General features: G+C 73.1%; 22 protein-coding genes and 1 pseudogene. 10 read left to right on the top strand and 13 right to left on the bottom strand.

The annotated features are described in order from the left end of the window. The first annotated feature begins 14 nt into the window (after positions 1-14). Positions 15-848: an enoyl-CoA hydratase/isomerase family protein gene (locus ACZ6B8_RS31360; protein ID WP_471609395.1), complete on the top strand. Its 834-nt coding sequence runs from the start codon at positions 15-17 to the stop codon at positions 846-848. A gap of 98 nt (positions 849-946) precedes the next feature. Here the strand turns inward: ACZ6B8_RS31360 and ACZ6B8_RS31355 are convergent, their stop codons facing one another. Continuing rightward, positions 947-1,867: a hypothetical protein gene (locus ACZ6B8_RS31355; protein WP_471609394.1), complete on the bottom strand. Its 921-nt coding sequence runs from the start codon at positions 1,865-1,867 to the stop codon at positions 947-949. Positions 1,868-1,950: 83 nt separating this feature from the next. Here ACZ6B8_RS31355 and ACZ6B8_RS31350 point away from each other — a divergent pair, with 83 nt between their 5' ends. After that, complete coding sequence (locus ACZ6B8_RS31350) at positions 1,951-2,613, top strand: flavin reductase family protein (protein WP_471609393.1); 663 nt, start codon at positions 1,951-1,953, stop codon at positions 2,611-2,613. A 57-nt stretch (positions 2,614-2,670) separates the two neighbouring features. Here the strand turns inward: ACZ6B8_RS31350 and ACZ6B8_RS31345 are convergent, their stop codons facing one another. Then, a complete protein-coding gene (locus ACZ6B8_RS31345) occupies positions 2,671-4,026 on the bottom strand; it encodes an MFS transporter (RefSeq protein ID WP_471609392.1) in 1,356 nt (451 codons plus the stop codon). Positions 4,027-4,085: 59 nt separating this feature from the next. On the opposite strand from ACZ6B8_RS31345, the gene ACZ6B8_RS31340 reads away from it, so the two are divergent. Beyond that, a complete protein-coding gene (locus tag ACZ6B8_RS31340) occupies positions 4,086-5,105 on the top strand; it encodes a GlxA family transcriptional regulator (RefSeq protein WP_471609391.1) in 1,020 nt (339 codons plus the stop codon). Here ACZ6B8_RS31340 and ACZ6B8_RS31335 read toward each other — a convergent pair. From ACZ6B8_RS31335 to ACZ6B8_RS31320, 4 genes are all read right to left on the bottom strand, one after another. Further along, positions 5,037-6,269 (bottom strand): MFS transporter, encoded by a 1,233-nt coding sequence (locus tag ACZ6B8_RS31335; RefSeq protein ID WP_471609390.1) that lies wholly within the window; start codon positions 6,267-6,269, stop codon positions 5,037-5,039. The genes ACZ6B8_RS31340 and ACZ6B8_RS31335 overlap by 69 nt on opposite strands. 302 nt (positions 6,270-6,571) lie before the next feature. Then, a complete protein-coding gene (locus ACZ6B8_RS31330) occupies positions 6,572-7,621 on the bottom strand; it encodes a Zn-dependent alcohol dehydrogenase (protein WP_471609389.1) in 1,050 nt (349 codons plus the stop codon). 13 nt (positions 7,622-7,634) lie between these two features. Further along, entirely contained in the window at positions 7,635-8,951 is a 1,317-nt protein-coding gene (locus ACZ6B8_RS31325) for an acyl-CoA dehydrogenase family protein (RefSeq protein WP_471609388.1), read from the bottom strand. A gap of 37 nt (positions 8,952-8,988) precedes the next feature. Then, a complete protein-coding gene (locus tag ACZ6B8_RS31320; protein WP_471609387.1) occupies positions 8,989-9,900 on the bottom strand; it encodes an SDR family oxidoreductase in 912 nt (303 codons plus the stop codon). Positions 9,901-9,984: 84 nt separating this feature from the next. Here ACZ6B8_RS31320 and ACZ6B8_RS31315 point away from each other — a divergent pair, with 84 nt between their 5' ends. Further along, complete coding sequence (locus ACZ6B8_RS31315) at positions 9,985-10,923, top strand: cyclase family protein (RefSeq protein ID WP_471609386.1); 939 nt, start codon at positions 9,985-9,987, stop codon at positions 10,921-10,923. Between the two features lie 775 nt (positions 10,924-11,698). Here ACZ6B8_RS31315 and ACZ6B8_RS31310 read toward each other — a convergent pair. The 3 genes and pseudogenes from ACZ6B8_RS31310 to ACZ6B8_RS31300 form a co-directional block, all read right to left on the bottom strand. Continuing rightward, positions 11,699-12,097 (bottom strand): annotated as a pseudogene (locus ACZ6B8_RS31310) (ATP-binding protein); the annotation flags it as partial. 466 nt (positions 12,098-12,563) lie between these two features. After that, positions 12,564-13,403 (bottom strand): acyl-CoA dehydrogenase family protein, encoded by an 840-nt coding sequence (locus ACZ6B8_RS31305; protein WP_471087756.1) that lies wholly within the window; start codon positions 13,401-13,403, stop codon positions 12,564-12,566. Positions 13,404-13,411: 8 nt separating this feature from the next. Continuing rightward, entirely contained in the window at positions 13,412-14,554 is a 1,143-nt protein-coding gene (locus tag ACZ6B8_RS31300; protein WP_471087760.1) for an acyl-CoA dehydrogenase family protein, read from the bottom strand. Positions 14,555-14,732: 178 nt separating this feature from the next. Here ACZ6B8_RS31300 and ACZ6B8_RS31295 point away from each other — a divergent pair, with 178 nt between their 5' ends. Further along, complete coding sequence (locus ACZ6B8_RS31295; protein ID WP_471609385.1) at positions 14,733-16,307, top strand: class I adenylate-forming enzyme family protein; 1,575 nt, start codon at positions 14,733-14,735, stop codon at positions 16,305-16,307. 45 nt (positions 16,308-16,352) lie between these two features. Here ACZ6B8_RS31295 and ACZ6B8_RS31290 read toward each other — a convergent pair whose 3' ends face one another. Further along, on the bottom strand, positions 16,353-16,865 hold the full coding sequence (locus tag ACZ6B8_RS31290; protein WP_471087766.1) for an EF-hand domain-containing protein: 513 nt from the start codon (positions 16,863-16,865) through the stop codon (positions 16,353-16,355). 173 nt (positions 16,866-17,038) lie between these two features. Here ACZ6B8_RS31290 and ACZ6B8_RS31285 point away from each other — a divergent pair, with 173 nt between their 5' ends. Continuing rightward, the gene (locus tag ACZ6B8_RS31285; protein WP_471087769.1) at positions 17,039-17,503 is read left to right on the top strand and encodes a hypothetical protein; all 465 of its coding nucleotides are present in this window, start codon (positions 17,039-17,041) and stop codon (positions 17,501-17,503) included. 118 nt (positions 17,504-17,621) lie between these two features. Next, on the top strand, positions 17,622-17,996 hold the full coding sequence (locus ACZ6B8_RS31280) for a VOC family protein (protein ID WP_471609384.1): 375 nt from the start codon (positions 17,622-17,624) through the stop codon (positions 17,994-17,996). Positions 17,997-18,010: 14 nt separating this feature from the next. Here the strand turns inward: ACZ6B8_RS31280 and ACZ6B8_RS31275 are convergent, their stop codons facing one another. Then, complete coding sequence (locus ACZ6B8_RS31275; RefSeq protein WP_358775049.1) at positions 18,011-18,385, bottom strand: STAS domain-containing protein; 375 nt, start codon at positions 18,383-18,385, stop codon at positions 18,011-18,013. A gap of 294 nt (positions 18,386-18,679) precedes the next feature. Here ACZ6B8_RS31275 and ACZ6B8_RS31270 point away from each other — a divergent pair, with 294 nt between their 5' ends. Together ACZ6B8_RS31270 and ACZ6B8_RS31265 are read left to right on the top strand one after the other, a co-directional pair. Then, a complete protein-coding gene (locus ACZ6B8_RS31270; protein WP_471087775.1) occupies positions 18,680-19,291 on the top strand; it encodes an RNA polymerase sigma factor in 612 nt (203 codons plus the stop codon). Further along, positions 19,288-20,580, top strand: coding sequence for a zf-HC2 domain-containing protein (locus ACZ6B8_RS31265; protein WP_471609383.1), 1,293 nt, complete (start codon positions 19,288-19,290; stop codon positions 20,578-20,580). The genes ACZ6B8_RS31270 and ACZ6B8_RS31265 overlap by 4 nt, the downstream gene beginning before the upstream one ends. A 24-nt stretch (positions 20,581-20,604) precedes the next feature. Here the strand turns inward: ACZ6B8_RS31265 and purU are convergent, their stop codons facing one another. Together purU and ACZ6B8_RS31255 are read right to left on the bottom strand one after the other, a co-directional pair. Continuing rightward, positions 20,605-21,483 (bottom strand): formyltetrahydrofolate deformylase, encoded by an 879-nt coding sequence (purU, locus tag ACZ6B8_RS31260; protein ID WP_471609382.1) that lies wholly within the window; start codon positions 21,481-21,483, stop codon positions 20,605-20,607. Between the two features lie 57 nt (positions 21,484-21,540). Beyond that, entirely contained in the window at positions 21,541-22,041 is a 501-nt protein-coding gene (locus ACZ6B8_RS31255) for an SCO4402 family protein (protein WP_471087780.1), read from the bottom strand. Positions 22,042-22,159: 118 nt separating this feature from the next. Here ACZ6B8_RS31255 and ACZ6B8_RS31250 point away from each other — a divergent pair, with 118 nt between their 5' ends. Then, complete coding sequence (locus ACZ6B8_RS31250; RefSeq protein ID WP_471087783.1) at positions 22,160-23,434, top strand: ABC transporter substrate-binding protein; 1,275 nt, start codon at positions 22,160-22,162, stop codon at positions 23,432-23,434. Positions 23,435-23,442 lie beyond the last annotated feature (8 nt).

Here is a 23,442-nt window from a genome sequence, read left to right as displayed (position 1 = left end):
GGAGCCACTCCCCCATGACCGCCTCCCCTGAGCCTCACGACGCCCTCGACTCATTGATACGGCACACCACTGACAACGGCGTCTCGTGGATCACGCTCAACCGCCCCGACGCCATGAACGCCCTCACCTGGGACCAGCGCGAACGCGTCATCGCGTTGCTCGACGCGGCGTCCGGCGACCCCGCGGTGCGGGCCGTCGTCATCACCGCGACCGGCAAGGGATTCTGCGCGGGCGCGGACCTGCGCGGAGCACCGGCGTCCGGGGCGCCGTCGGGCGGGGAGCGGGTGCCCGGCGATGTGGCCCGCACCATCCGGCAGGGCGCCCAGCGGCTGATCGCGGCGGTCCTCGACTGCGAGAAGCCGGTGATCGCCGCGGTGAACGGCACCGCGGCCGGCATCGGCGCCCATCTGGCGTTCGCCTGCGACCTGGTCATCGCGGCCGAACCCGCGCGGTTCATCGAGGTGTTCGTCCGCCGCGGCCTCGTACCGGACGGCGGCGGCGCCTATCTGCTGCCCCGCCTGATCGGGCCGCAGCGCGCCAAGGAGCTGATGTTCCTCGGCGACGCGGTGTCGGCGGCGGACGCGGAACGGCTGGGCCTGGTCAACCGCGTCGTACCGGCCGACGAACTGGAGAAGACGGCACGGACGTGGGCGGACCGCCTGGCCACCGGCCCGACCCGCGCCCTGGCCCTGACCAAGCAGCTGGTCAACGCCTCCCTGGACACGGACCGGGCGAGCGCGTTCGCGGCGGAAGCGGCGGCACAGGAGATCAACATGACGACGACGGACGCGAACGAGGGCGTCAAGGCCTTCGTGGAACGCCGCACCCCGATGTATCGCGGCCGCTGAGGCCCGGACGCATCCGACACGCCCCGCCCCGGGCCCGCCCGCACCCCCGCCGCCCTCCGTCGGCGTCTCCGTCTCCGCCGATTGTCCCCGGCGCCGCCTCACCGTTCCCGATGCAGCGTCTCTATGTCCGGTGCGTCCATGTCACCCACGTTCACGAACAGTTCGGGTTCGTCCTCCGTGCCGCCCACGGTCCAGGTCTGCGGGCCCTCACACCCCTCGGCGTCAGCGTCAGCCTCCGCGTCCGCGTCGAGCGACCTCGCCGTGTCCACCTCCAGGGCCGGGCGGCGGTCCAGGAGCTCGTCGTCGCCGGTCAACCTCCACGTACCGGGGGCGTCGCCGCACGAAGGGAGTTCCGCGCGGCCGTCCTCGCGCAGGCGGAAGCGGAGCTCGCCGTCATCGTCCCGCCACGCGCCCGCCACCTGCCCCGGTGCCAGGCGTGGCGGCTCGTACTCCTTGATCAGGCCGGTCTCCGTGGCGACGACCGCCGCGCCGAGCACGGTCGCGCACAGGGCGAGCGAGACGAGGCCCGACAGGATCCAGACCTTGCGCAGCGGCCGGCCGAGGCGTTCCTCGCGTCGCCTGCAGTACGCGACGTTCAGCGCGGGCACGACGCCACTCACCGTGATCCACCACGCGAGCCCCGCGAAAGGCGCGCCCAGCGCGGCGAAGAACCCCGCCCACGCGAGGCCGACCGGCACCAGACAGCCCACCGACCACGCCCACTCCGGGCCCCGCTCCCGGCCCCGCCCGCACACCGCGGCCGCCCGTCGCCCCAGCCAGACGGCCGGCAGCGTGAGCACCCCCGAGTGCGCCATGCCGAGGACCGGCAGCAGCAGCGGCGCGAAGAGGATCGCGCAGGCCAGCCCGAAGGCGGGGCCGCCCCCGGCCCCGTGGTCGTCCTGGCCGAGCGTCAGGACGAACGACACGAGCCCGGCCACCGGAAACTGTGCCGCGCTCGCCGCCCCCGCGGCCCGTATCTCGACGTCGCCCCAGCTCCGACGCGGTTTCCCCCACTTCATGGGGCTGAAGATACTCGTGGGTCCGGAGCGTTTCGGCCACGCCCTTCACATCTGACGCCCCGTCAGCTTCAATGGTCGATGTGATGGGACACGCAGGGATGGCGGCCACCGCCGTCCGATACCTCAGGTCGGTCGGGGCCCGTACCGCTACCGCCCCCGTCGACGCACTGCCACGCCCCCGGCTGCGCGCGGTCCGCGACGACGAGCGGGCGCCGCTCGACCGGGGCGAATTCCGCCGGGTGCTGGGAAACTTCGCGACGGGCGTCACCGTGATCACGGCCCCGGCCGAGACCCCCGGGAGCGCACCGGTAGGCACCGCCGGCCCCACAGACCCCGTCGGCCCCGTCGGCCCCGCCGGCTTCGCCTGCCAGTCCTTCTCCTCGCTCTCCCTGGACCCGCCCCTGGTCTCCTTCATGGTGGCGCGTACGTCGACGACATGGCCGCGCATCGCGCGCGCGGGCGTCTTCTGCGTGAACATCCTCGGCGCCGACCAGGGCGCCCTGTGCCGCGCGTTCGCGGTGAGCGGCGGCGACAAGTTCGCCGGGGTGAGCTACGACGCGGCGCCGGTCTCCGGCTCCCCGCGGCTGACCGGCGCCCCGGCCTGGGTCGACTGCACGGTCCAGGCCGTCCACACCGGCGGCGACCACCTCATCGTGGTGGGCCGGGTGGACGCCCTCGGCACGGCGGAGACCGAAGGGGACCCGCTCCTCTTCCACCGGGGCGGGTTCGGCCGCTTCACTCCCTGAAGCGGCGCGCACCCCGCGTACCCCACATACCTCTCGCACCCCGCCACCCCTCACCCCTCAGACCGCACCCGCACCCGCACCCGCGACCACCGCCACACGCCCCGGCCCCCTCCGCCGTATCACCAGCACCATCAGCGCCGCCGCCGCGCACAGCGCGCCCGAGGCGTACCAGACGACGTCGTACGAGCCGAAGGTGTCCCGCGCCACGCCGCCGAGGAACGCCACCAGGGCCGCGCCCACCTGGTGCGAGGCGAGCACCCAGCCGAAGACGATCGCGCTGTCGTCGCCGTACTGCTCGCGGCACAGGGCCAGGGTGGGCGGGACGGTGGCCACCCAGTCCAGGCCGTAGAAGACGATGAAGAAGATCATCGGCGGGTGGACGTTCGGGGCGAGCAGCATCGGCAGGAAGAGCAGGGAGACGCCGCGCAGCGCGTAGTAGACGGCGAGCAGCCGCCGCGCGTCGAAGCGGTCGGTGAACCAGCCCGACGCGATGGTCCCGACGATGTCGAAGATCCCGATGACGGCGAGCAGGGAGGCGGCCGCCCGGACGCCCATGCCGTGGTCGTGCGCGGCGGGCACGAAGTGGGTCTGGATGAGTCCGTTCGTCGAGGCGCCGCAGATCGCGAAGCTGCCCGCGAGGAGCCAGAAGGGGCCGGTGCGGGCGGCCTTGGCGAGCACCCTGACCGCGCGCCGTCCCGCGCCCGTGACGGGCGGCGGCTTGGGCACGAACTCCTCGGCGCCGTAGGGCTTCAGGCCGACGTCGGCCGGGTGGTCGCGCAGCAGCAGCCAGACAAAGGGGACGACGACGAGGGCGGCGAGCGCGACCGTCACGGCGGCGGGCCGCCACTTGTACGTCTCGACGATCCAGGCGAGCAGCGGCAGGAAGATGAGCTGCCCGGACGCGGAGGCCGCGGTGAGGATCCCGCTGACGAGCCCGCGCCGCTCGGTGAACCAGCGGTTGGTGACGGTGGCGGCGAAGGCGAGCGCCATCGAGCCCGAGCCGAGGCCGACGAGGAGCCCCCAGCACAGCAGCAGCTGCCAGGCGGACTGCATCCACACGGTCAGGCCGGAGCCGGCGGCGATCACGACGAGCGCGACCGCGACGACCTTGCGGATGCCGTAGCGGTCCATGAGCGCGGCGGCGAACGGCGCGGTCAGCCCGTACAGCGTGAGGTTGATGGAGACCGCGAGCCCGACGGTGCCGCGTGACCAGCCGAAGTCCTCCTTCAGCGGGTCGAAGAGCAGACCGGGCAGCGAGCGGAACGCGGCGGCGCCGATGATCGTGACGAAGGTGACGGCGGCGACGAACCACGCGCGGTGGATACGGGGACGGGGCGTGCGACGGGCGGTCGCGTGCGGCGGGGAGGCGTTCCGCTCGGGCGTCTCGGTTGTCTGGTTCACGTCACCCAGCATCGGGAAACGGTCCGTACCGGACGAGTGGCCCGAGAGACAGCATTCGCTAGGATCGGGCCATGACCTCCCGCGACCGCGCGACCCGGACCGACGCGAGCCGACCCGACCGGCACCGTGTCGTCGTCCTCGCCCTGGACGGCGTGATCCCCTTCGAACTGGGCATCCCGCAGCGCATCTTCAACGGCGCGCGCACCCCCGAGCGGCACCCCTTCTACGAGGTCGTGACCTGCTCGGTCCGCCCGCCGGGGCCGGTCCGCACGGACGCCGACTTCGCGATCCTCGTCGAGCACGGCCCCGAGGCGCTGGCCACCGCGGACACGGTCGTCGTCCCGGCCTCGTACGAGCTGGGGCCGGTGCACGAGGAGGGTCGTCTCACCCCCGAGCTGGCCGCGGCGCTCGCCCAAATCAGGCCGGGGACGCGGCTCGTCGCCATCTGCACGGGCGGGTACGTGCTGGCCGCCGCCGGCCTCCTCGACGGCCGCCCGGCGACCACGCACTGGTCGTCGGCCGAACACTTCCAGGGGCTCTTCCCGCGGGTACGGGTGGACGCGGACGTGCTGTTCATCGACGACGGCGACATCCTGACGTCGGCGGGGGTTGCCGCGGGCATCGACCTCTGCATCCATGTCGTACGACGGGACCACGGCACCGCGGTCGCCAACGACGTGGCCCGCCGTACGGTGGTGCCGCCGCATCGCGACGGGGGCCAGGCGCAGTACATCCGACGCCCGGTGCCGGAGCCCCAGGTGGCGACGACGCGCTCGGCACGGGCGTGGGCGCTTGACCGCCTCGAACAGCCGCTGCAGCTGCGGGACATGGCCGAGCAGGAGGCGATGTCGGTGCGCACGTTCACCCGCAGGTTCCGCGAGGAGGTGGGCGTCAGCCCCGGCCAGTGGCTCACCCAGCAGCGCGTGGAGCGGGCGCGGCACCTGCTGGAGTCCACCGACCTGTCCGTGGACCAGGTGGCGCGGGACGCGGGCTTCGGCACGGCGCAGTCGATGCGGCAGCATCTACAGGCCGCGCTGGGGGTCACCCCCACCACCTACCGCCGCACGTTCCGCGACGTCACCGCCGCCTGACCGCTCCGGCACGGGCCGCACCTCGCCCAGCATGGCGACGACGGTCAGGAGGACGCCGAGCGCCACCCCGGCCAGGATGGCCGTGGACGGCGGGACGACGTTCAGGAGCCCGCCGGCCAGCGAGCCGCTCGCCGCGTAACCGGCGCCCACGGACGCGTACATCACCGAATAACCGGCGGCGAGGGCGCTGGGCGGCAGCACCTCGCGCAGCGAGAGGTTACGGGTGAGCATGGCCCCCGCCTGCAGCACCCCGGCGACACCGAGCACAGCGAACAGCCACGCGACGCCCGGCACCACCGAGACCAGCGCGAGACAGCCGCAGACGCCGGACATCAGCACCACGCTCTGCGTCCGCAGCCGTCCCGGCCACGTGCGCAGCCCGTAGACGAACGATCCGACGGCGGACCCCACGGCGAGGCCCGCGAGCAGGGGGCCCGCCCAGCCCACGTCGATCCCGCGCTGCTCCAGGAGCGCGGGGAGCAGGAGTTCGGCGAGGGCGAGCATCGACAGGCCGGCCGCGCCCGTCACGAAGACCGGCCAGGCGCGCACCAGGATCCGCGCCATGGACTCGCCGCCGCGGTCGTCGGCGTCCGACTCCCACCCGGCGGGCAGCATCCACAGTCCCGCCACGGAGGCGCCCATCAACAGCCCCACCGCGGTCAGCGGCAGGGCGGCGGACACCCCGAGCGCCAGGCCGGTGACGGCGGCCGGGGCGACGGCCCAGATGACGAACGTCAGCATCGACTCGACGGCAAGGGCCTGCGCGACGGCCCCCGCAGGCACGACGCTCGTCAACAGCGCGCGCAGGCTGCCCGGCGCGGCGGCCGGTGCGGCGCCGGCGAGGAAGGCGAGGGCGCCGAGCGTCACGGGGGACGCGTCCGGCAGCGCGCCGAGCGCGGTGAAGGCGGCGGCGCCCACGGCGAGGCCGACGGCCAGGTGCGGGCGGGCCCGCTCGGCGCGCATCCGCATCCCGAGCAGAGGGGCGCCGACGATCTCCCCCACCACGTACGCGGCGGCGAGCACCGCGCCCAGCGCGTAGCCGCCGGGGCGCTCGCGGACGAGGAACACGAGAGCGAGGGGCGTGGCCGCGACGGGAAGCCGCGCGGCCACGGAGACGACGCACCAGCGGGCGACGGCGGGGCTGACGATGGCGCGGTAACTCATACGGCGACGCTAATCGCCACCACCCCCACCGTCGCGCGGTTTTCCGCACCGCACCGCGTGGCCGTCCCGGTGGCGCGGCAGCGTTGGCTCCCACCGGCCGGCAGGCGCGTACGAGACAGGAGGGGACGTGGGGGTATGTGCGCACGGAGCACCGAGCGTGCTCTAGCAACATTGTCCGCGAGGCAGCGCCGCAGGGATGGCGAGTACGCACATACCCCCACGGCCCCGCACCCACAGACGAACCCAAGGCGCAAACCCCAGCCCAAAGCACACCCGCACCCGCACCTCAAAACGTCAGAACGTCAGAACGTCAAAACCCCCCGCGCCACCCTCCCCGCCCCCGCGTCCTCCACCGCCTTGCCGAAGTCCTCCACCGGATACGTCGCCGTCACCAGCTCGTCCAGCAACAGGCGCCCGCTCCGGTACAGCTCCGCGTACAGCGCGAAATCCCGCTGCGGCCGCGAACTCCCGTACCGGCAGCCCAGGATCGACTTGTCCAGGAACATCGACGCCACCACGAACGACGCCTCCGCCTTCGCCCCCGGCATCCCGAGCAGCACCGCCTGCCCCCGCCGGTCCAGCAGGTCCACCGCCTCCCGCACCAGCTCCACCCGCCCCACACACTCGAACACGTGGTCCGCCCCGTGCGGCAGCACACCCCGCACCGCCTCCGTCGCCCCGAAAAAGTGCGTCGCCCCGAACTGCCGCGCCACCCCCTCCTTCGCCACGTTCGCGTCGACCGCCACGATCGTCCCGGCGCCCGCGATCCGCGCCCCCTGCAGCACGTTGAGCCCGATCCCACCCGTACCGATCACCACCACGGAGTCCCCGAGCCCCACCTCCGCCCGGTTCAGCGCGGCCCCCACCCCGGTCACCACGGCGCACCCGATCAGCGCCGCCGACGTGAACGGAATGTCGTCCGCGATCTTCACGGCCTGCACCGCCCGCACGATCGTCCGTTCCGCGAACGCGGAGTTCGCCGCGAACTGGTACACCGGCTTGCCGCCCCGCGAGAACGGCTGGTCCGGCGCCCCGATCGCCTTCCGGCACATCGTCGGCCGCCCCCGCCCGCAGTCCGCGCACGCCCCACAACTGGCGATCGTGGACAGCGCCACGTGGTCCCCGGGCACCACATGCGTGACCCCGGCCCCCACCGCCTCCACGACCCCCGCCCCCTCGTGCCCCAGCACCACCGGCGGCGGAAACGGAATCGTCCCGTCGATCACCGAGAGGTCACTGTGGCAGAGCCCCGCCGCGGCGACCGCGACCAGCACCTCCCCCGGCCCCGGCTCCCGTATCTCCAGGTCGTCGACCACCTCGGCCCGCGTACCGTCGAAGACGACACCCCGCATCACGCACACCCCTTCACCGAGGCCCCCTGGCCTCTCTCGGCAGACCGAGCACACGCTCGGCGATGATGTTCCGCTGCACCTCGTCCGAGCCGCCGTAGATGGTGTCGGCACGGCTGAAGAGGAAGAGCCTTTGCAGGGCGTCGAGTTCGTAGGGGGATTCGGCCTCCCAGTCCCCCGGCCCCACCGCCGCGGACGCGCCCCGCACGGTCATGGCCAGCTCCCCGAGCCGCTGATGCCACCGCCCCCACAACAACTTGGCGACACTGGGAGCCCCGGCGTCAGCAACCGCACCCACACCCGCCCCCGAACCCGAACCTGAACCCGAACCGGAGCCCTCGCCCCCGCCCCCGCTCCCGCTCCCGCCCCCCAACGTCCGCAACGCGTTCCACCGCATGACCCGCAACTCGGCCCACTGCCGCACCAGCCGCTCCCGCACCACGGGATCCCCCGCCGCCCCCGACGCGACCGCCTCCCGCAGCACGACCCCCAGCTCCTCCGCGAAGCCGATCTGCTGGACCAGCGTGGAGACCCCCCGCTCGAACCCGAGCAGCCCCATGGCGACCCGCCACCCGTTGCCGACGCCGCCCACCACATGCGCGGCACGCGCGCGTGCGCCGTCGAAGAAGACCTCGTTGAACTCACTGGTCCCGGTCAACTGCCGGATGGGCCGCACCTCCACGCACCCGGGCTGGTCCATCGGCACCAGCACCAGGGACAACCCTTCATGCGGCCGCCCCGCCCCCTCCCCCGCGCCGGCACCCGCACCCGCACCCGTACCAACCCCCGTACGCGCCAGCACGAAGCACCAGTCCGCCTCCCGCGCCAGCGACGTCCACACCTTCTGCCCGGTGACCCGGAAGCAGTCCGGCCCGTCCCGTACCGCCCGCGTCCGCACCCCGGCCAGGTCCGACCCGGCGCCCGGCTCGCTGTACCCCTGGCACCACAGCGCCTCGCCGCGCGCGATCGGCGGCAGGAACTCGTCCCGCTGCTCCTGACTGCCGTAGGCGAGCAGCGTCGGCGCGAGCAGGTTCTCGCCGATGTGCCCGTACCGGCCGGGCGCCCCGGCCCGCGCGTACTCCTCGGCCCAGACGACCTGCTGGGTCAGCGAGGCGCGCCGGTTGCCGAAGCGTTCCGTGTCCCAGCCGAGCCCGATCCACCCGCCGCGCCCCAACTCCCGCTCCCAGGCACGCCGGACGGCGCCGCCCTCGTGCTCGCTGCCCGGCCCGCCCGTCCCCACCGCCGCCGTGAACTCACCGGTGAGGTGCTCACCGAGCCAGGCCCGCGCCTCGGCACGGAACGCCTCGTCCTCGGCCCCGAACCCGAAATCCACCGCCCGCCCCTCCCCTGTCCCCGACCCCGTCCGCGGACTACGCGTTGGGCCGCTCGCCGTCCGCCGCCGCCTTCGCCATCGCCTCCAGCTGCGCCAGCAGCGGCATCGGGTCCGTCCCCACCGTCCCCGGCAGGAAGTCCGCGATCTTCTCGGGTGTCCAGGCCCCGTCCGCGTAACCGGCGCGCAGTTCGCGCGGCTGGGCCCAGACCGCGATCTTGGGGCCGGCGATCGTGTAGACCTGCCCGGTGATCTTCTCCGCGCGGGCCCGGTCGCTCAGCAGATACGTGACGAGCGCGGCGACGTCCTCCGGCTCGCCGATCTCCTTCAGCTCCATCGGCACGTTGGCGGACATGCGCGTACGGGCGACGGGCGCCACCGCGTTGGCGGTCACCCCGTACTTCGCGAGGCCCAGCGCGGCACTCCGCACCAGCGAGATGATCCCGCCCTTCGCCGCGCTGTAGTTGGCCTGCGCCACGGAGCCCTGGTGGTTGCCGCTGGTGAAGCCGATCAGCGTGCCCGTGCCCTGTTTGCGCATCACCGCGGAGGCCGCGCGGAAGACGGTGAAGGTGCCCTTCAGGTGGGTGGCGACGACCGGGTCCCACTCCTCCTCGGACATGTTGAACAGCATCCGTTCGCGCAGGATCCCGGCGACGCACACGACCCCGTCGACACGTCCGTACTCGGCGAGCGCGACGTCGACGATCCGCCGGCCGCCCTCCATGGTGGAGACGTCGTCGGCGACGGCGACGGCCTCACCGCCCGCGGCCTGGATCTCCTTGACCACCGCCTCGGCTATCTCGCTCGTCGGTTCGGAGCCCGCCATGGAGACGCCGTAGTCGTTGATGACGACCTTCGCCCCCTCCGCCGCCGCGGCGAGCGCGACGGCCCTGCCGATGCCGCGCCCGGCGCCGGTCACGGCGACCACCTTGCCTGCCAAGAAGTTCCCCACGTCCGGCCCCTTCCCGCGGTTTCTGACGGACCGTTAGATTCTATGACCCGTCAGATACCGAAAGACAAGCCCCGCGGAGGACTCATGTCACGTCCGGACGCTCTGCCTGCGGAGTTCCACGACATCGCCAAACGCGTGAACAACTGGGGGCGTTGGGGAAACGACGACGAGATCGGCACGCTCAACCTCGTCACCGACGAGGTGGTCCGCGCGGCGGCGGGCGAGGTCCGCGCGGGGCGCCGCGTGCCGCTCGCGCTGCCGCTCGAGGAGGACGGCGTCCAGACGGGCATGATCCCCGGCCGGGTGAACCCGCTGCACACCATGGTGCAGATCAACCAGGAGCTGTTCGGCCCCGGCACCGTCGCCACCAGCGACGACGCGGTGACGATGGGGCTGCAGACGGCCACCCACTGGGACGCCCTCACCCATGTGTCGCACTCGGGGAAGATCTACAACGGACGCCCGGCGGACACCATCACGGCCCACGCCGGCGCGCGGTTCAGCGGCATCGACAAGGCGCCGCACATCGTCTCGCGCGGTGTCCTGCTCGACGTCGCGCGCGCCAAGGGGCTCGACCGGCTGCCCGGCGACCACGCCGTCACCCCCGAAGACCTGGACGAGGCGGCGGAGTTCGGCGGGGTCACCGTCCGCGCCGGCGACATCGTGCTCGTCCGCACGGGGCAGATCCAGGTCTACCTCGGCGGCGACAAGCACGCGTACGCCCACCCCTCGCCGGGCCTCTCGCTGCGGACGCCCGAGTGGTTCCACGCCCGGGACGTGGCCGCCGTCGCCGACGACACCCTCACCTTCGAGATCTTCCCGCCGGAGGTCGAGAACCTGTGGCTGCCCGTGCACGCCCTCGATCTCGTCGAGATGGGGATGCTCCAGGGCCAGAACTGGAATCTGGAGAAGTTGTCCACAGCCTGTGCAGAACTTTCCCGGTACGCGTTCCTGCTCTCCGCGATGCCGGAGCCCTTCGTCGGCGGCACGGGCACCCCGGTGGCACCGGTCGCCGTCCTCTGACCCCGCCGGACGGCGGCGCCTCGGCGTCCGCCCCGAGCGCGCCGCCGCACACGCCACCGTCCGGCTCCGGCGCCGGTCCCCGTCCGTGCGGCCACGAAGGGACCCGCGCCGAAATCGCGACCCACACCTCGTCAAGGACCTGGAGCTCCGTCACCGAGGAAGCCGGAGCTCCGTCACCGAGCGCCCTCGACGTCCCCTCGCGGCGGATCGCTGTCACCCAAGCGTGATCAAGCAGCCACGGTACGTCAACACCCACTCGGGGATTCATGAGCTATGCCCGGTTCACCCCACCCGCGCATGCCTGCGCGCACCGTGGCACACGACGGCGCATGCGGGGCGCCGGGCGGGCGCCGGGACGGCTTGGACCACTCGGGCCGCCCGGGCGTCCGGGCCCGCCCGGAATCCAAGCCCGCCGGAACGCTCAGACCGCTCAGATCGCTCAGACGGCTTCGTAGGCGACGTCCAGGTCGCCGTAGGCCGTCCGGCTGTAGGCCGCCCTGGCCGCCCTGGCCGCGCGCTGGGAGGCCGCCCCCACCGGGGCCACCCCTCCGTAGGCCGCGCCGTCGCACGCCGTGATGCCGCGGGGGGTCGCCTCACAGACCGTCGCCTCGTAGACCGCGGCCCCGTGGACCGGCTCGCCGTAGGCGGACTCCCCGCAGGCCTGCCCCTCGTGGCCGGACGCCTCGTAGGCCGCGACGTCGTAGGCCACGACGTCGCAGGCCGAGCCGTCGTGGGTGGTGCCCTCGAAGGTCGCCGCCGCGACACCGGCGTCGCACCGGTCGACCTCGCACCAGATGCTCTTGCCCGAGCCCTCGGGCTGCCAGCCCCAGCGGTCGGCGAGGCCGTCGACGAGCTCCAGGCCGCGGCCGTTGGTGTCGTCGCCGTCCGCGTGCCGCTGGGCGGGCGGGCGGGCGCTGCTGTCGGCCACCTCGACCCGGACCGTCCCCGGCACGTCCGCGGGGACGCCGGGCAGCAGCATGCGCAGCACGGCCGGGCAGCCGGTGTGCACGACCGCGTTGGTCACGAGCTCGGAGATCAACAGGATCAGCGTCTCGGCGACCGGCTCGTCGGCCTCTATGCCCGAGCCCGCGAGTCGTGAGCGGGCCCACCGCCTGGCCCGGCCCACCTCGGCGGGGTCAGCCCCGACCTCCAGCTGAACTTGAAGCACCTGCACCGCTCACACCATCCGAACCGGCGGACACATCGCCTCGCGACTCCACAGGGTCACCGAACGTGATCCCCTTGGGAGACAGCATGATTGACGTTCAGTCACCCCAACAAGCGCTTCGGGCATATTCCAGCGCGAAGGAGTACGCGTGCTGCATACTGTGCGACGCACACTGCGGGGGGTCGAACAGGCGGGGGCGAAACCCCGCCCTGCGCTGCGAGCGGCGCGCATTGCCGGGTCCGGCGCCGCCACCTGGGCAACACCGGCATGGCTCCACCTCTGAACCACTCGCATCCCACACAAGGTACCCGAGCCGGGCGCCGACTCCATGCCGTGACGAGTCACGCGTAGGACACAACCCGATATCGACGCTCAGTAGCCTTCGTCCAGAGGCATTTCGATCCACGAAACAACGGACAAAGCGCACGATATCGGGCAGACCAATTTTTGGGAACCCCCTTTTCTCCCGCCTTCAGAGCGCCGCCGCGAGCGCCTCCTCGGCGTCCCGCGCCGTGCATCCCAGCTCGGCCCGCACCCAGGCCCGCTTCAGATGCAGATGCACGTCGGACTCCCAGGTGAACCCCATGCCGCCGTGCACCTGGAGGCAGTCACGGGCGTTGCGCACGGCCGCGTCGTCGGCCAGCAGCTTGGCCGCGCGGGCGTCGAGGACGTCGCCGGTCACGGCCGCCGCGTAGACCGCGGCCCGGGCGAGCTCGGCCCGTACCAGCATCTGCGCGCAGAGGTGCTTGACCGCCTGGAACGCCCCGATCGGACGGCCGAACTGCTCGCGCCGACGGGCGTGTTGGACGGCCGACTCGCAGGTGCGCGCGGCGCTGCCGAGCTGTTCCGCCGCGTAGAGCAGGGCGCCCCGCGCGAGGGGCCCGGCGTCGGGCACCCGGTGCAGCGGCGTCAGCGGGTCGACGGACCGCAGCGGCACCGCGCCGGTCACGTCCCCCTGGACCACGTCCGCCTCGTCCAGCCACGGCACCAGCGCGCCGTCGACCGCGGTCACCACCGTCTCCCCCGTCGCGGCGCCCGGCACCACCCCCGCCGCCAGGAACGACGCCACCGCCGGCCCCGGCAGCAGCGCCCGCCCCGCCTCCTCGAAGATCAACACGGCCTCCGGGAGCCCGAGTCCGACGCCGCCCTCGGCCTCGGGCAGCGCGAGCGAGAAGAACCCCGCGCCGCCCAGTTCGCGCCAGAGCGCGCGGTCGACCCGGTCCGTCGCGTCACGCAGCGTGAACCGGCCCTCCAGGAGCCGCCGCATCCCGGACCGCAACGCTGTGTGATCTTCGGTCAGTTGGAAGTCCATCCGGATCCTCACCGGCCCTTCGGGAGGCCGAGGATCCGCTCGGCCACGATGTTCCGCTGGATCTGCGAGGTCCCCGCGGCGATCGTGTACGAGAGCGAGGAGAGGCGGTCGAGGACCCACTCCTGGTCGAGGTCGAGCGCGCCCGCGCCGAGGACCTCCGCGGCGGCCTCGTACAGCTCCTGGCGGGCGTGGGAGTACCGCAGCTTGAAGACCGAGCCGCCCACCCCCGGCACCCCGCCGGTGCGCTGCGCCTCGCTCACGTTCCACTGCGTGAGCCGCCACAGCGCGGCGAACTCCGCGCTCAGCCGCCCCAGCCTGCGGCGCAGCGCCGGATCGCCCCAGCGGCCGTTCCCGCGGGCCTCGCGGGCCAGCTCGCCGAGGACCCGCCGGCAGGCCACCACCTCCCCCACGAAGGCGGTGCCCCGCTCGTAGGAGAGCGTCACCATCGTCACGCGCCAGCCGTCGTTCTCCTCGCCGACGCGGTGCGCCACCGGGATCCGCACGTCGTCGAGGAACATCTCCGCGAACTCCGTGGACCCGGCGAGGGTGCGCAGCGGCCGCACGGTGATGCCGGGGGCGTCCATCGGCATCGCGAGCCAGGTGATCCCACGGTGCTTGGGCACGGCCTCACTGACCGGTGTCGTGCGCACCAGGAGCTCGCACCAGTCGGCGACCTCCGCGTGCGAGGTCCAGATCTTGGAGCCGCTCACCACGTAGTGGTCGCCGTCGCGCCGCGCGCGCGTGCGCAGCGACGCCAGGTCGGATCCGGCCTCGGGCTCGCTGAAGCCCTGACACCACACCTCGTCGCCGCGCAGGACGGGCGGCAGCCAGCGCTCGCGCTGCTCCGCGGTGCCCTCGGAGGCGATGGTCGGGCCCGCGTGCAGCAGGCCCACGAAGTTGGCCCCCACATAGGGGGCGCCCGCCTTCTCGGTCTCCTCCAGGAAGATCAGCCGCTGGGTCGGGGAGGCGTCCCAGTGGACCTCCCCGTACCCGGCGTCGTACAGCAGGCGCTGCCACGCCGTGTCGTAGGCGCGGCGCCCCGGCCAGTCCTGGGGGGACGGCTTGGCGGGGAGCTTCGGCAGCACCGCCGCGAGCCAGTCGCGCAGCCCGGCCCGGAAGGCTTCCTCCTCGTCGGTGTACGTGAGGTCCATGCGGCTCCTACGTGAGTGTCCGCGTACGTATCTGACGCGCCGTCAGAGAGCAGCCTAGCCCCGCACCCCTGGACCGACAAGGCGCCGGGGCTTACGCTCACGGACACCATCTGACTGACCGTCAGTTCTTGTCGTGGCAACGGTCATGGGAACGGTCGTGGGAACGGGAGGGGATCTCATGAGGCCCGCGCGCAACGAGACCGCGTACGCACTGGGTGAGTCCCGCACGCTCTGGGAGCTGATCGCGCGCCGCGCCGATCTCACCCCCGACCGCCCCGTCCTCCTCCAGGCCGCCGACGACCCCGCCGACGACCGCACGCTCACCTTCGGCGGCCTCCGGGACCGCGCCGAGCGCGTCGCCGGCGGCCTGTACGACATGGGCGTGCGTCCCGGCACCGTCGTCGCCTGGCAGCTGCCCACCCGCATCGAGACCGCGCTGCTCTCCTTCGCGCTCGCCCGCATCGGCGCCGTCCAGTCGCCGCTCATCCCCTTCCATCGCGACCGCGAAGTCGGCTTCGCCCTACGGGAGTCGAAGGCGGAGTTCTTCGCGGTGCCCGGCAGCCGGCGCGGCTTCGACCACACGGAGATGGCCCGCCGGCTCGGCGGGGGCACCGCGTTCCGCGTCTTCGAGGCGTACGACGCGCTGCCCGACGGCGACCCGGCCGTCCTGCCCCCGCCGCCCTCCGACGGGACAGCGGTGCGCTGGATCTACTGGACGTCGGGCACCACGTCCGACCCCAAGGGCGTGCTGCACACGGACCGTTCACTGATCGCGGGCGGCTCCTGCCTGGCGCACGCCCTGCACCTGACGGCGGCGGACGTCGGCTCGATGGCGTTCCCCTTCGCGCACATCGCGGGCCCCGACTACACCGTGATGCTGCTGCTCTACGGCTTCCCCGCGGTCATGTTCGAGCACTTCGCGCTGCCCGCCGCGCTCGACGGCTACCGGCGGCACGGCGTGACGGTGGCGGGCGGGTCGACGGCTTTCTACTCGATGTTCCTCGCCGAACAGCGCAAGCTGCCGGACGGGGAGAAGGTCATCCCGACGCTGCGGCTGCTCGCGGGCGGCGGCGCGCCCAAGCCGCCCGAGGTCTACCACGCGGTGGTGCGCGAGATGGGCTGCCAACTCACCCATGGATACGGCATGACCGAGGTGCCGATGATCACCATGGGCGCCCCGGACGACACCGCCGAGAACCTCGCGACCACCGAGGGCCTGCCCCCCGAGGGCATGGAGATCCGGATCACCGACGCCGGGGGCAAGCCGCTCCCGCCCGGCACCGACGGCGAGGTGCGGCTGCGCGGCGAGGCCGTCTGCCGGGGCTACCTGGACCCGGCGCAGAGCGCGGACGTCTTCGACGCCGACGGATTCCTGGTCACCGGGGACCTCGGGCACCTGCGGGAGAGCGGCCATCTGGTCCTCACCGGGCGGGCGAAGGACATCATCATCCGCAAGGGCGAGAACATCTCCGCCAAGGAGATCGAGGACCTGCTCCACCGGCACCCGGCCGTGGACGAGGCGGCCGTCGTCGGCCTGCCCGACCCCGAGCGCGGGGAGCGGGTCTGCGCGGTGGTGGAACAGCGCGCGGACACCGGCGAGTTGACGCTGGAGTCGCTCACCTCGTACCTGCGCGCGGAAGGCCTCGCCACCTACAAGCTGCCCGAGCAACTGGAGGTGGTCGAGGCCCTTCCGCGCAACGAGACGCTGCGCAAGGTCCTCAAGTACAAGCTGCGCGAGCGCTTCTCCGGCTGACGCGCCGGTACGGCCGTCTCCGGCCGGCGCGCCGGCGGGCCCGCCCTACTCGGGGACCGTGAAGTACTGCGCGAAGGCGGTCACGATCTCGTCCTCGGCGACCCGGCCGTCGCCGTCCGCGTCCAGCGCGGCGGAGGCACCCGACGCGACGTCCTCGGGCACGCCCAGCGCCCGGAGCGCACGCCCGGCCTCCTCGGGGGTGGCGGCGCCGTCCCCGTCGCCGTCGGCGACCGCGATCACCGCGTGCAGGAACGGCCGGGCGATCTCCGCGAACCGCTCGGGGTTGTCCCGCAGCCGCTTGACCGCGCCGCCCACGAACTCGTCCCGGGTGATCCGCTGGTCACCGTCGCGGTCCGCGATCCCGGCCATGCCCTGCCAGAACGCCTCGGCCCCGATGTAGAGGGCCTGCCCCTGCTCGGACCGCGCCGTCGCGCCGAACTCGGAGCACAGGGCAGCCGCCGCCGTACTGAAGTCCTCACGGGAGATGTAGCCGTTGCCGTCCTGGTCGAAGGTGGCGAACCGGGCCGCGATCCTACGCTCGTACTCGGCACTGTCCATGATCTTCGGGCCGCCTCACTTCCGCGGTTGGGTGCTTGCCCGGGGAGTCTTTCCCCGGCTGTGAGCGTACGACGTGACGAGTGCCCGGAGACGGGAAAGCGATGCTTGTGTCAAGACCGCGGGAATTCCGGGACAAGGGTGTGCCACGGCGGTGATGTGCTGCACTGTCCCGCGTGGAAGCGGTCGCGGCGAGTGTCATAGCGGTGTTGGGGACCCTGCTGGGCGCGGGGCTCACCCACTCCTTCCAGCGGAGGGCGATCGAGCGGACGGAGCGGTTCACCCGGGGCGAGCGGCTGCGGCAGGAGCGGATCGACGCGTACAGCGCCTACGCGGGCGCGCTGGTCAACTACCACCGGGTCGTCGTCGACCGCTGGTTCCGGCGGTCGGAGGGCCGTCACGAGGAGAGCGAGGAGTCGCGCTTCCGGTCCTACGAGAAGCGCTCCGAGGCCCAGGAGGCGCTGTTCCGGGTGCAGTTGCTCACCCACGACGACGAGCTGATCCGGCTCGCGTGGGAGGTCCTGGACCAGATCGGCGAGGTCCACAGGACCGACGACCGCGAGGAGATGGCCGCGCGGCGGCGCACCTCGCGCGCGGCCATCAACTCCTTCGTGCGGGTGGCCAAACGGCACGTCGAGTGAGCCGCCGCGGGGCCGCTGGCCACTGATCGGCGGGCAGATGCGTGAGTGGACGTGAGTGGATGTGGGGACGATGTGTGGGCGGATGCGTGAGCGCGACGATCGAGGGCACAGGGACCTCATGACGACCACGCTCGGTGCCTTCGTCCTCGGCACCCCCGACCCACCGGCGCTGGCCGACTTCTACCGCGCCCTGCTGGGCTGGGAGGAGGCCGAGCGCGATCCGGAGTGGGTCCGGCTGCGCGCCCCGGGGCAGGACCGCCCCTGCCTCAGCTTCCAGTTGGAGAGCGACCACACGCCCCCGGTGTGGCCCCAGGGCCCGGGCACCCAGCAGATGCAGGCCCACCTGGACCTGGAGGTCGACGACCTGGCGGCGGAGACCGAGCGGGCCCGCGCCCTGGGCGCGACGGTGGAGGAACACCAGCCGCAGCAGGCCGTGCGCGTGCTGCGCGACCCGCACGGCCACCCCTTCTGCCTCTTCCTGCCGGGCGCGTGAGCGCCGGACGGACGCTAGGCGGAGAGCGGGGTCGCCTCGTCGTCCAGCGCCGCCGGCACATCGGGGAAGACCTCGAAGAGCCTGCGCACGCCGAGCGCCGCGAGGACGCGGTTGACGTGTGAGCCGTCCTCGGCTCCCTTGGCGGGCAGTATGAGCCGCAGCCGGCCCTGGAACGAGCGGATCAGCCGGCGCGTGGCGATCAGCACGCCGACCCCGCTGGAGTCGCAGAACAGCACTTCGGAGAGGTCGAGCACGATGCGCCTGCGGCCGTCGGCCACGGCGTCGTGCACGCGCTGGCGCACCACGGGCGACGTCAGCAGGTCCATCTCGCCGGACACGCACAGCACGGCCCAGCCTGCCTGCTCACCCACCGTCACCTTGAGCGTCACGCGTCACGCCTCTCGCTCGCCCTGCTGTCCGTCTCAGCCGTCCGTCGGTTCCGGAGCGATCCGGAAGCAGTCCCTACGTTTCGTTCTGCTTCGGCTGCCCCACCCGTACCCCATGAAACACCAGGGGACCCGCGTCAATATCATCCGGTCTCCGGCAAGCAGTGGCCTTTGCCGCAAACCGAAGTGCGTTGTCAGTGGCCCCGACTAGATTCGAGGGGGCGTCAGGAACACGAACCGCCGTACGCGAAGTACCGTCGGAGAAGGCAGAACAGGGCAAGCGCACGAGGGGGCCGCATGCCGAAGGACGCGCCGCGGCGCTGGGACCGCCGGATGCAGCAACGCCTCGCGCACGGGGAAGCGGCCGCGCTCGGAGAGCTCTACGACACGTTCGCCTCGCTCGTGCACAACCTCGCCCACCGCGTCCTCGGCGACGAACCGGCCGCCGACCGCGTCACCCGCGAGGTCTTCACCCACGTCTGGGAGAACCCCGACGCCTACGACCCCCGGCAGGGCCCGCTGCGCTCCTGGATCGCCACGCTCACCCACCGGCAGGCCGTCCGCAGGCTGCGCCAGACCGAGTCCGCCGCCCTCGCCCGCGGCGGCCACGGCACCAGGGAGGACCTGGAGCGCAAGGTCCGCCGCGCCTCCGCCGCCGCCCGCGCGGACTACATCGTCACGGCCATGCCGACCCCGCTGCGGGCCGCCCTGGAGCTCGCGTACTTCCAGCGCCGCGACTACCGCCAGACCGCCGCCGACCTCGGCGTCACCGAGGACGAGGCCCGCCGCAGGCTCCGCCTCGGCCTGCAGCTGCTCTCCACCGCCAACGACCTCGCGGCCGACCCCTCCGCCGACCTGCGCCGGGGCACCCGCCCGGGCGCCTCGCCCGGCCCCGGGACCGCGCTGTGACCGGCGCCGACCGCCCCGAGCCGCGCGACGAGCCGGACCGCGGGGCCGGGCCGCGCATACCGCTGCCGCGCGCCTCCGTCGAGGACACCGGCCTGCCCGTCCCCGACCCGCCCCCGGAGACCGCGCCCGCCGCCCCGCCGCTCGATCTCGGCCACCCCGTCCTGAAGTCCCTCCTCGGCGCGTGGGCGCTCTCCGCCTGCTCCGCGCGGGAGGCCCTCGCCGTCGAGGAACACCTCGGCGACTGCGGGCCCTGCGCCGAGGAGGCGCTGCGGCTGCGCGACGCCGTCGGCCTGCTGCACCCCGAGGAGAGCCTCGACCTCGACCCGGGCCTGCGCACCCGCGTCCTGGAGAGCTGCCTCGGCCGCCGCCCGCCCCGCATCCCGGTGCCCGAGTGGGCCGTTCCGTACGACGCGGAGACCGCCCGCCTCGACGCCCTCCTGAAGGACATCGGCGACGCGGAGTGGCACGCCCCGGTGCGGCTGCGCTGGTTCGACGACGACGGCCCGGTCAGCAGGAAGACCACCGTCGCCGGGGTCATCGCGCATCTCCTCGCCGTCGACGGCATGGTCGGGCTCGCCCTCGGCCTCGAGGACCCGCTCGGCGCCGAGGTCCGGGTCCCGCGCGACCCCGCCCACCGCACCGAGGCGTACTGGCGCGCCTCGTACTTCCCGCCCACCCGCGCGGTGCGCACCCCCTGGCGCGAGCAGACGCACGAACTGATCCGCACCGTGTCGTTCGCCGGCGACGGCTCGGGCCGCCTCCCGGTGCCGTACGGGCCGGTGCCCGCCCCCGGGGACGGCGCGGGGCCCGAGGCGCGGGCGGTCGAACTGCCGCTGCGCGACGCGATGACGGACCGCGCCTTCGAGTGCTGGATCCACGCGAGCGACATCGCCGACGCCGTCGACTACCCGTACGCGCCGCCCGCGCCCCGGCACCTCCACCACATGATCGGCCTCGCCGCGGCCCTGCTGCCGGAAACGCTCGCCGGGCGGCGCCGCTCCGGGCTCGCCACCCCCTCGCGCGAGCTGGTCGCGGCGGGCGCGCCGGGCCGCAGCCTGCGTCTGGAGATCGAGGGCCTCGGCGGCGGCGAGTGGCTGATCCCGCTCGACTCGCCCGCGGCGACCGCGTCCCGGGACCACGAGGTGGCCCATGTGGCGCTGGACGGCGTCGAGTTCTGCCGGCTCGCCGCGGGCCACGTCTCCCCGGAGGAGGCCGCCGCCGGGCAGGACGGCGACCGCGAGGCCATCCGCGACGTGCTGTTCTCGGCGGCCTCGCTCAGCCGGATGTGAGAAGGGCCGGGCCTTCGGCGGCCCTCAGGCGAAGACGACCGTGCGGCGGCCGTTCAGCAGGATCCGGCGCTCCGCGTGCCACTTCACGGCCCGCGCCAGCGCCTGGCACTCCACGTCACGGCCGATCGCCACCAGCTGGTCGGGGGTGACGCCGTGGCCCACCCGCTCGACCTCCTGCTCGATGATCGGCCCCTCGTCGAGGTCGGCCGTCACGTAGTGCGCGGTCGCGCCGATCAGCTTCACGCCGCGCGCGTGCGCCTGGTGGTAGGGCTTGGCGCCCTTGAAGCTCGGCAGGAACGAGTGGTGGATGTTGATGATCCGCCCGCTGAGCGCCTTGCACAGATCGTCCGAGAGCACCTGCATGTAGCGGGCGAGGACGACCAGCTCCACGTCCTCCTTGCGCACGATCTCCAGGAGCCTCGCCTCGGCCTCCGGCTTGTTCTCCCGGTTCACCGGGATGTGGTGGAAGGGGATGTCGTACGAGGCGACGAGCTCGGCGAAGTCCGTGTGGTTGGAGACGACCGCGGCGATCTCCACCGGCAGCGCGCCGATCCGGGAGCGGAACAGCAGGTCGTTCAGGCAGTGCCCGAACTTGGACACCAGCAGCACCACCCGCATCCTGTCCTCGGCGCGGTGGATCTGCCAGTCCATGTGGAAGGAGTCGCCGATCGCGGCGAAGCTCGCCCGCAGCTTCTCGACGGTCACCGGGGACTCGGCCGAGAAGTGGACACGCATGAAGAACAGTCCGGTGTCGTGGTCGCCGAACTGCTGACTGTCCTCGATGTTGCAGCCGGTCATGAAGAGGTAGCTCGACACGGCGTGCACGATGCCCTGCTTGTCGGGGCAGGAGAGGGTGAGGACGTACTGCTCAGCGGGGGCGGCGGCGGTGGACTGCTCGTTCATGGAGCCAAGGTTCCCACACGTGGGAGCCGCCGTGCGCGGACGTTCCGCGCGGCGGACTCACGCGGAGCGGGTCAGGATGCGCAGCACTTCCAGGGTCTTCGGCGGCACGTCCGGGTCGTCCCCGTCGCCCGCGGCGAGGCGTACGTGCGCGTCGCGCGCGGCGCGGACCGCCTCGGGCCACCCCGGGTGCTCCAGATAGACCGAGACCAGCGCGTCGGGCCCCACCTCGTGCATGATCCGCAGGACCCGCAGCACGGCCGTGTCGACGAGGGCCGCCTCCTGGGGGTCGCGGAAGATGGTCCCCACGTACTTCTCCGCGGACCAGTTGTCGAGCCACGTGTCCTCGACGAGCCGGTACACGGCGTCGGTCACGTCCCCGTACTCCTCGCGCCCCGCGAGCCAGCACTCCCGCTGGAACCCGGGGTCGGAGAGCATGTGCAGCGCCGAGCGCACGTTGCTGCGCCAGCGCCACCACGGCATGTCGTTGGTCGGCATGCCACCCATGGTGCTGGAGCGACGGCCGCGACGGGAAGTGTTCTCCGAACCTTGCACGGTCATGGATCGTACGTTCCCCTCCCGGGCCGGCGAACCGGACCCCGCCCGTTCACTTTCATGTCACTGTCCGTTGAGGGCGAGTCACTCCACGGTTGGCCGCGCGACGGCATCGTGCAGGGACATGACCGGCCGGCGACGCACCTTCCTCCCCCGCCCCACCCGTACCGCTCTGCTCTCCGCGGCCGCCGTGGCGGCGTGTACGTCCCTGATATCCGGTTGCGGGGTCATCCCTGGCACCACGGGGGGTTCCAGGGACGACCCCATCACCGTCATGACCTGGGCGCCCGAGAAGACCAAGGCCACCAACAAGCCCGGCATGCCCGCCATGGCGCAGGCCTACGCCCGCTGGGTCAACGCGCACGGCGGCCTCGACGGCCACGAGCTGAAGGTCCTCACCTGCAACGACCACAACGACACGGTGGGCGCCGCCGCCTGCGCGCGGGAGGCGGTCGACAACGACGTGGCGGCGGTCGTCGGCGCGTACAGCCAGCACGGCAGCTCCTTCCTCGCCCCGCTGGAAGGCGCCGGCATCCCCTACATCGGCGGCTACGGCATCACCGACGACGAGTTCAGCAGCCCGCTCTCCTACCCCGTCAACGGCGGCGAGCCCGCCCTCCTCGCGGGCAACGGCCGCCAGCTCGCCGCCCGCTGCGACCGCGTCTCCCTGGTCCGCCCCGACACCCTCGCCGGCGACGAGCTGCCCAAGCTCCTCAACCAGGGCCTCGCCGACGGCCACCACCGGCCCGTCGCCGACATCCGGGCCCCCGAGGACGGCACCGACCTCACCCCGCAGGCCGAGCAGGCGCTGAAGTCCGCGGGCACCCCGAAGGGCTGTGTCACGGCGGCGCTCGGCGCGCGCACGGACACCTTCTACGACTCCTTCCGCCGCACCAGGGACGACTATCCGCCGGTCCGCATCTCCTCGGTGCTCGGCAGCGTCGACCAGTCCCTCGTCGACCGCACCGGCGGCGCGAGCGGCCCCTACGAGGGCGCGTACGTCACCGGCTGGTACCCCGCGACGAGCGACGCCCGGTGGGACCGGATGCGCGACGTCGTCCGCGAGCACGCCTTCGGCGACAACCGGGTCGACCCGGCCGACGCGGGCGTGCAGACGACGTGGATCGCGTACACCGTCCTGAAGCAGGTCGTGGAGTCGCTCGACGGCGGCGAGGTGTCCTCGCGCACCCTGCGCCGCGCCCTGGACGGCGGCCTGCGGGTCGGCACGGGCGGCCTCACGCCCCCGCTGAGCTGGCGCTTCGAGGACCTGCTCGCCGCCAGCGAGTACCCGCGCCTGATCAACTCGGCCGTCACGTTCCAGGTGGTGCGCGACGGCCGCCTCGTCCCGGCCCGCAAGGGATTCGTGAACGTGGAGAAGACGCTGGAGCAGACGGTCTAGCCGCCGCT

Source organism: Streptomyces sp. NPDC041122 (assembly GCF_055592445.1).
The sequence above is the reverse complement of the archived record's forward strand: the minus strand, read 5'-3'. Positions and strand labels throughout refer to the sequence as shown.

Coding starts and splice junctions, on each gene's coding strand:
- ACZ6B8_RS31355 (WP_471609394.1), bottom strand. CDS start 1,867: ATGAAGTGGGGGAAACCGCGTCGGAGCTGGGGCGACGTCGAGATACGG.
- purU (WP_471609382.1), bottom strand. CDS start 21,483: ATGAACGAGCAGTCCACCGCCGCCGCCCCCGCTGAGCAGTACGTCCTC.
- ACZ6B8_RS31290 (WP_471087766.1), bottom strand. CDS start 16,865: ATGGACAGTGCCGAGTACGAGCGTAGGATCGCGGCCCGGTTCGCCACC.
- ACZ6B8_RS31330 (WP_471609389.1), bottom strand. CDS start 7,621: ATGCGGGGTGTCGTCTTCGACGGTACGCGGGCCGAGGTGGTCGACGAC.
- ACZ6B8_RS31255 (WP_471087780.1), bottom strand. CDS start 22,041: ATGACCGTGCAAGGTTCGGAGAACACTTCCCGTCGCGGCCGTCGCTCC.
- ACZ6B8_RS31300 (WP_471087760.1), bottom strand. CDS start 14,554: ATGGACCTCACGTACACCGACGAGGAGGAAGCCTTCCGGGCCGGGCTG.
- ACZ6B8_RS31270 (WP_471087775.1), top strand. CDS start 18,680: ATGCCGAAGGACGCGCCGCGGCGCTGGGACCGCCGGATGCAGCAACGC.
- ACZ6B8_RS31340 (WP_471609391.1), top strand. CDS start 4,086: ATGACCTCCCGCGACCGCGCGACCCGGACCGACGCGAGCCGACCCGAC.
- ACZ6B8_RS31250 (WP_471087783.1), top strand. CDS start 22,160: ATGACCGGCCGGCGACGCACCTTCCTCCCCCGCCCCACCCGTACCGCT.
- ACZ6B8_RS31280 (WP_471609384.1), top strand. CDS start 17,622: ATGACGACCACGCTCGGTGCCTTCGTCCTCGGCACCCCCGACCCACCG.
- ACZ6B8_RS31315 (WP_471609386.1), top strand. CDS start 9,985: ATGTCACGTCCGGACGCTCTGCCTGCGGAGTTCCACGACATCGCCAAA.
- ACZ6B8_RS31360 (WP_471609395.1), top strand. CDS start 15: ATGACCGCCTCCCCTGAGCCTCACGACGCCCTCGACTCATTGATACGG.
- ACZ6B8_RS31305 (WP_471087756.1), bottom strand. CDS start 13,403: ATGGACTTCCAACTGACCGAAGATCACACAGCGTTGCGGTCCGGGATG.
- ACZ6B8_RS31335 (WP_471609390.1), bottom strand. CDS start 6,269: ATGAGTTACCGCGCCATCGTCAGCCCCGCCGTCGCCCGCTGGTGCGTC.
- ACZ6B8_RS31345 (WP_471609392.1), bottom strand. CDS start 4,026: ATGCTGGGTGACGTGAACCAGACAACCGAGACGCCCGAGCGGAACGCC.
- ACZ6B8_RS31350 (WP_471609393.1), top strand. CDS start 1,951: ATGGGACACGCAGGGATGGCGGCCACCGCCGTCCGATACCTCAGGTCG.
- ACZ6B8_RS31295 (WP_471609385.1), top strand. CDS start 14,733: ATGAGGCCCGCGCGCAACGAGACCGCGTACGCACTGGGTGAGTCCCGC.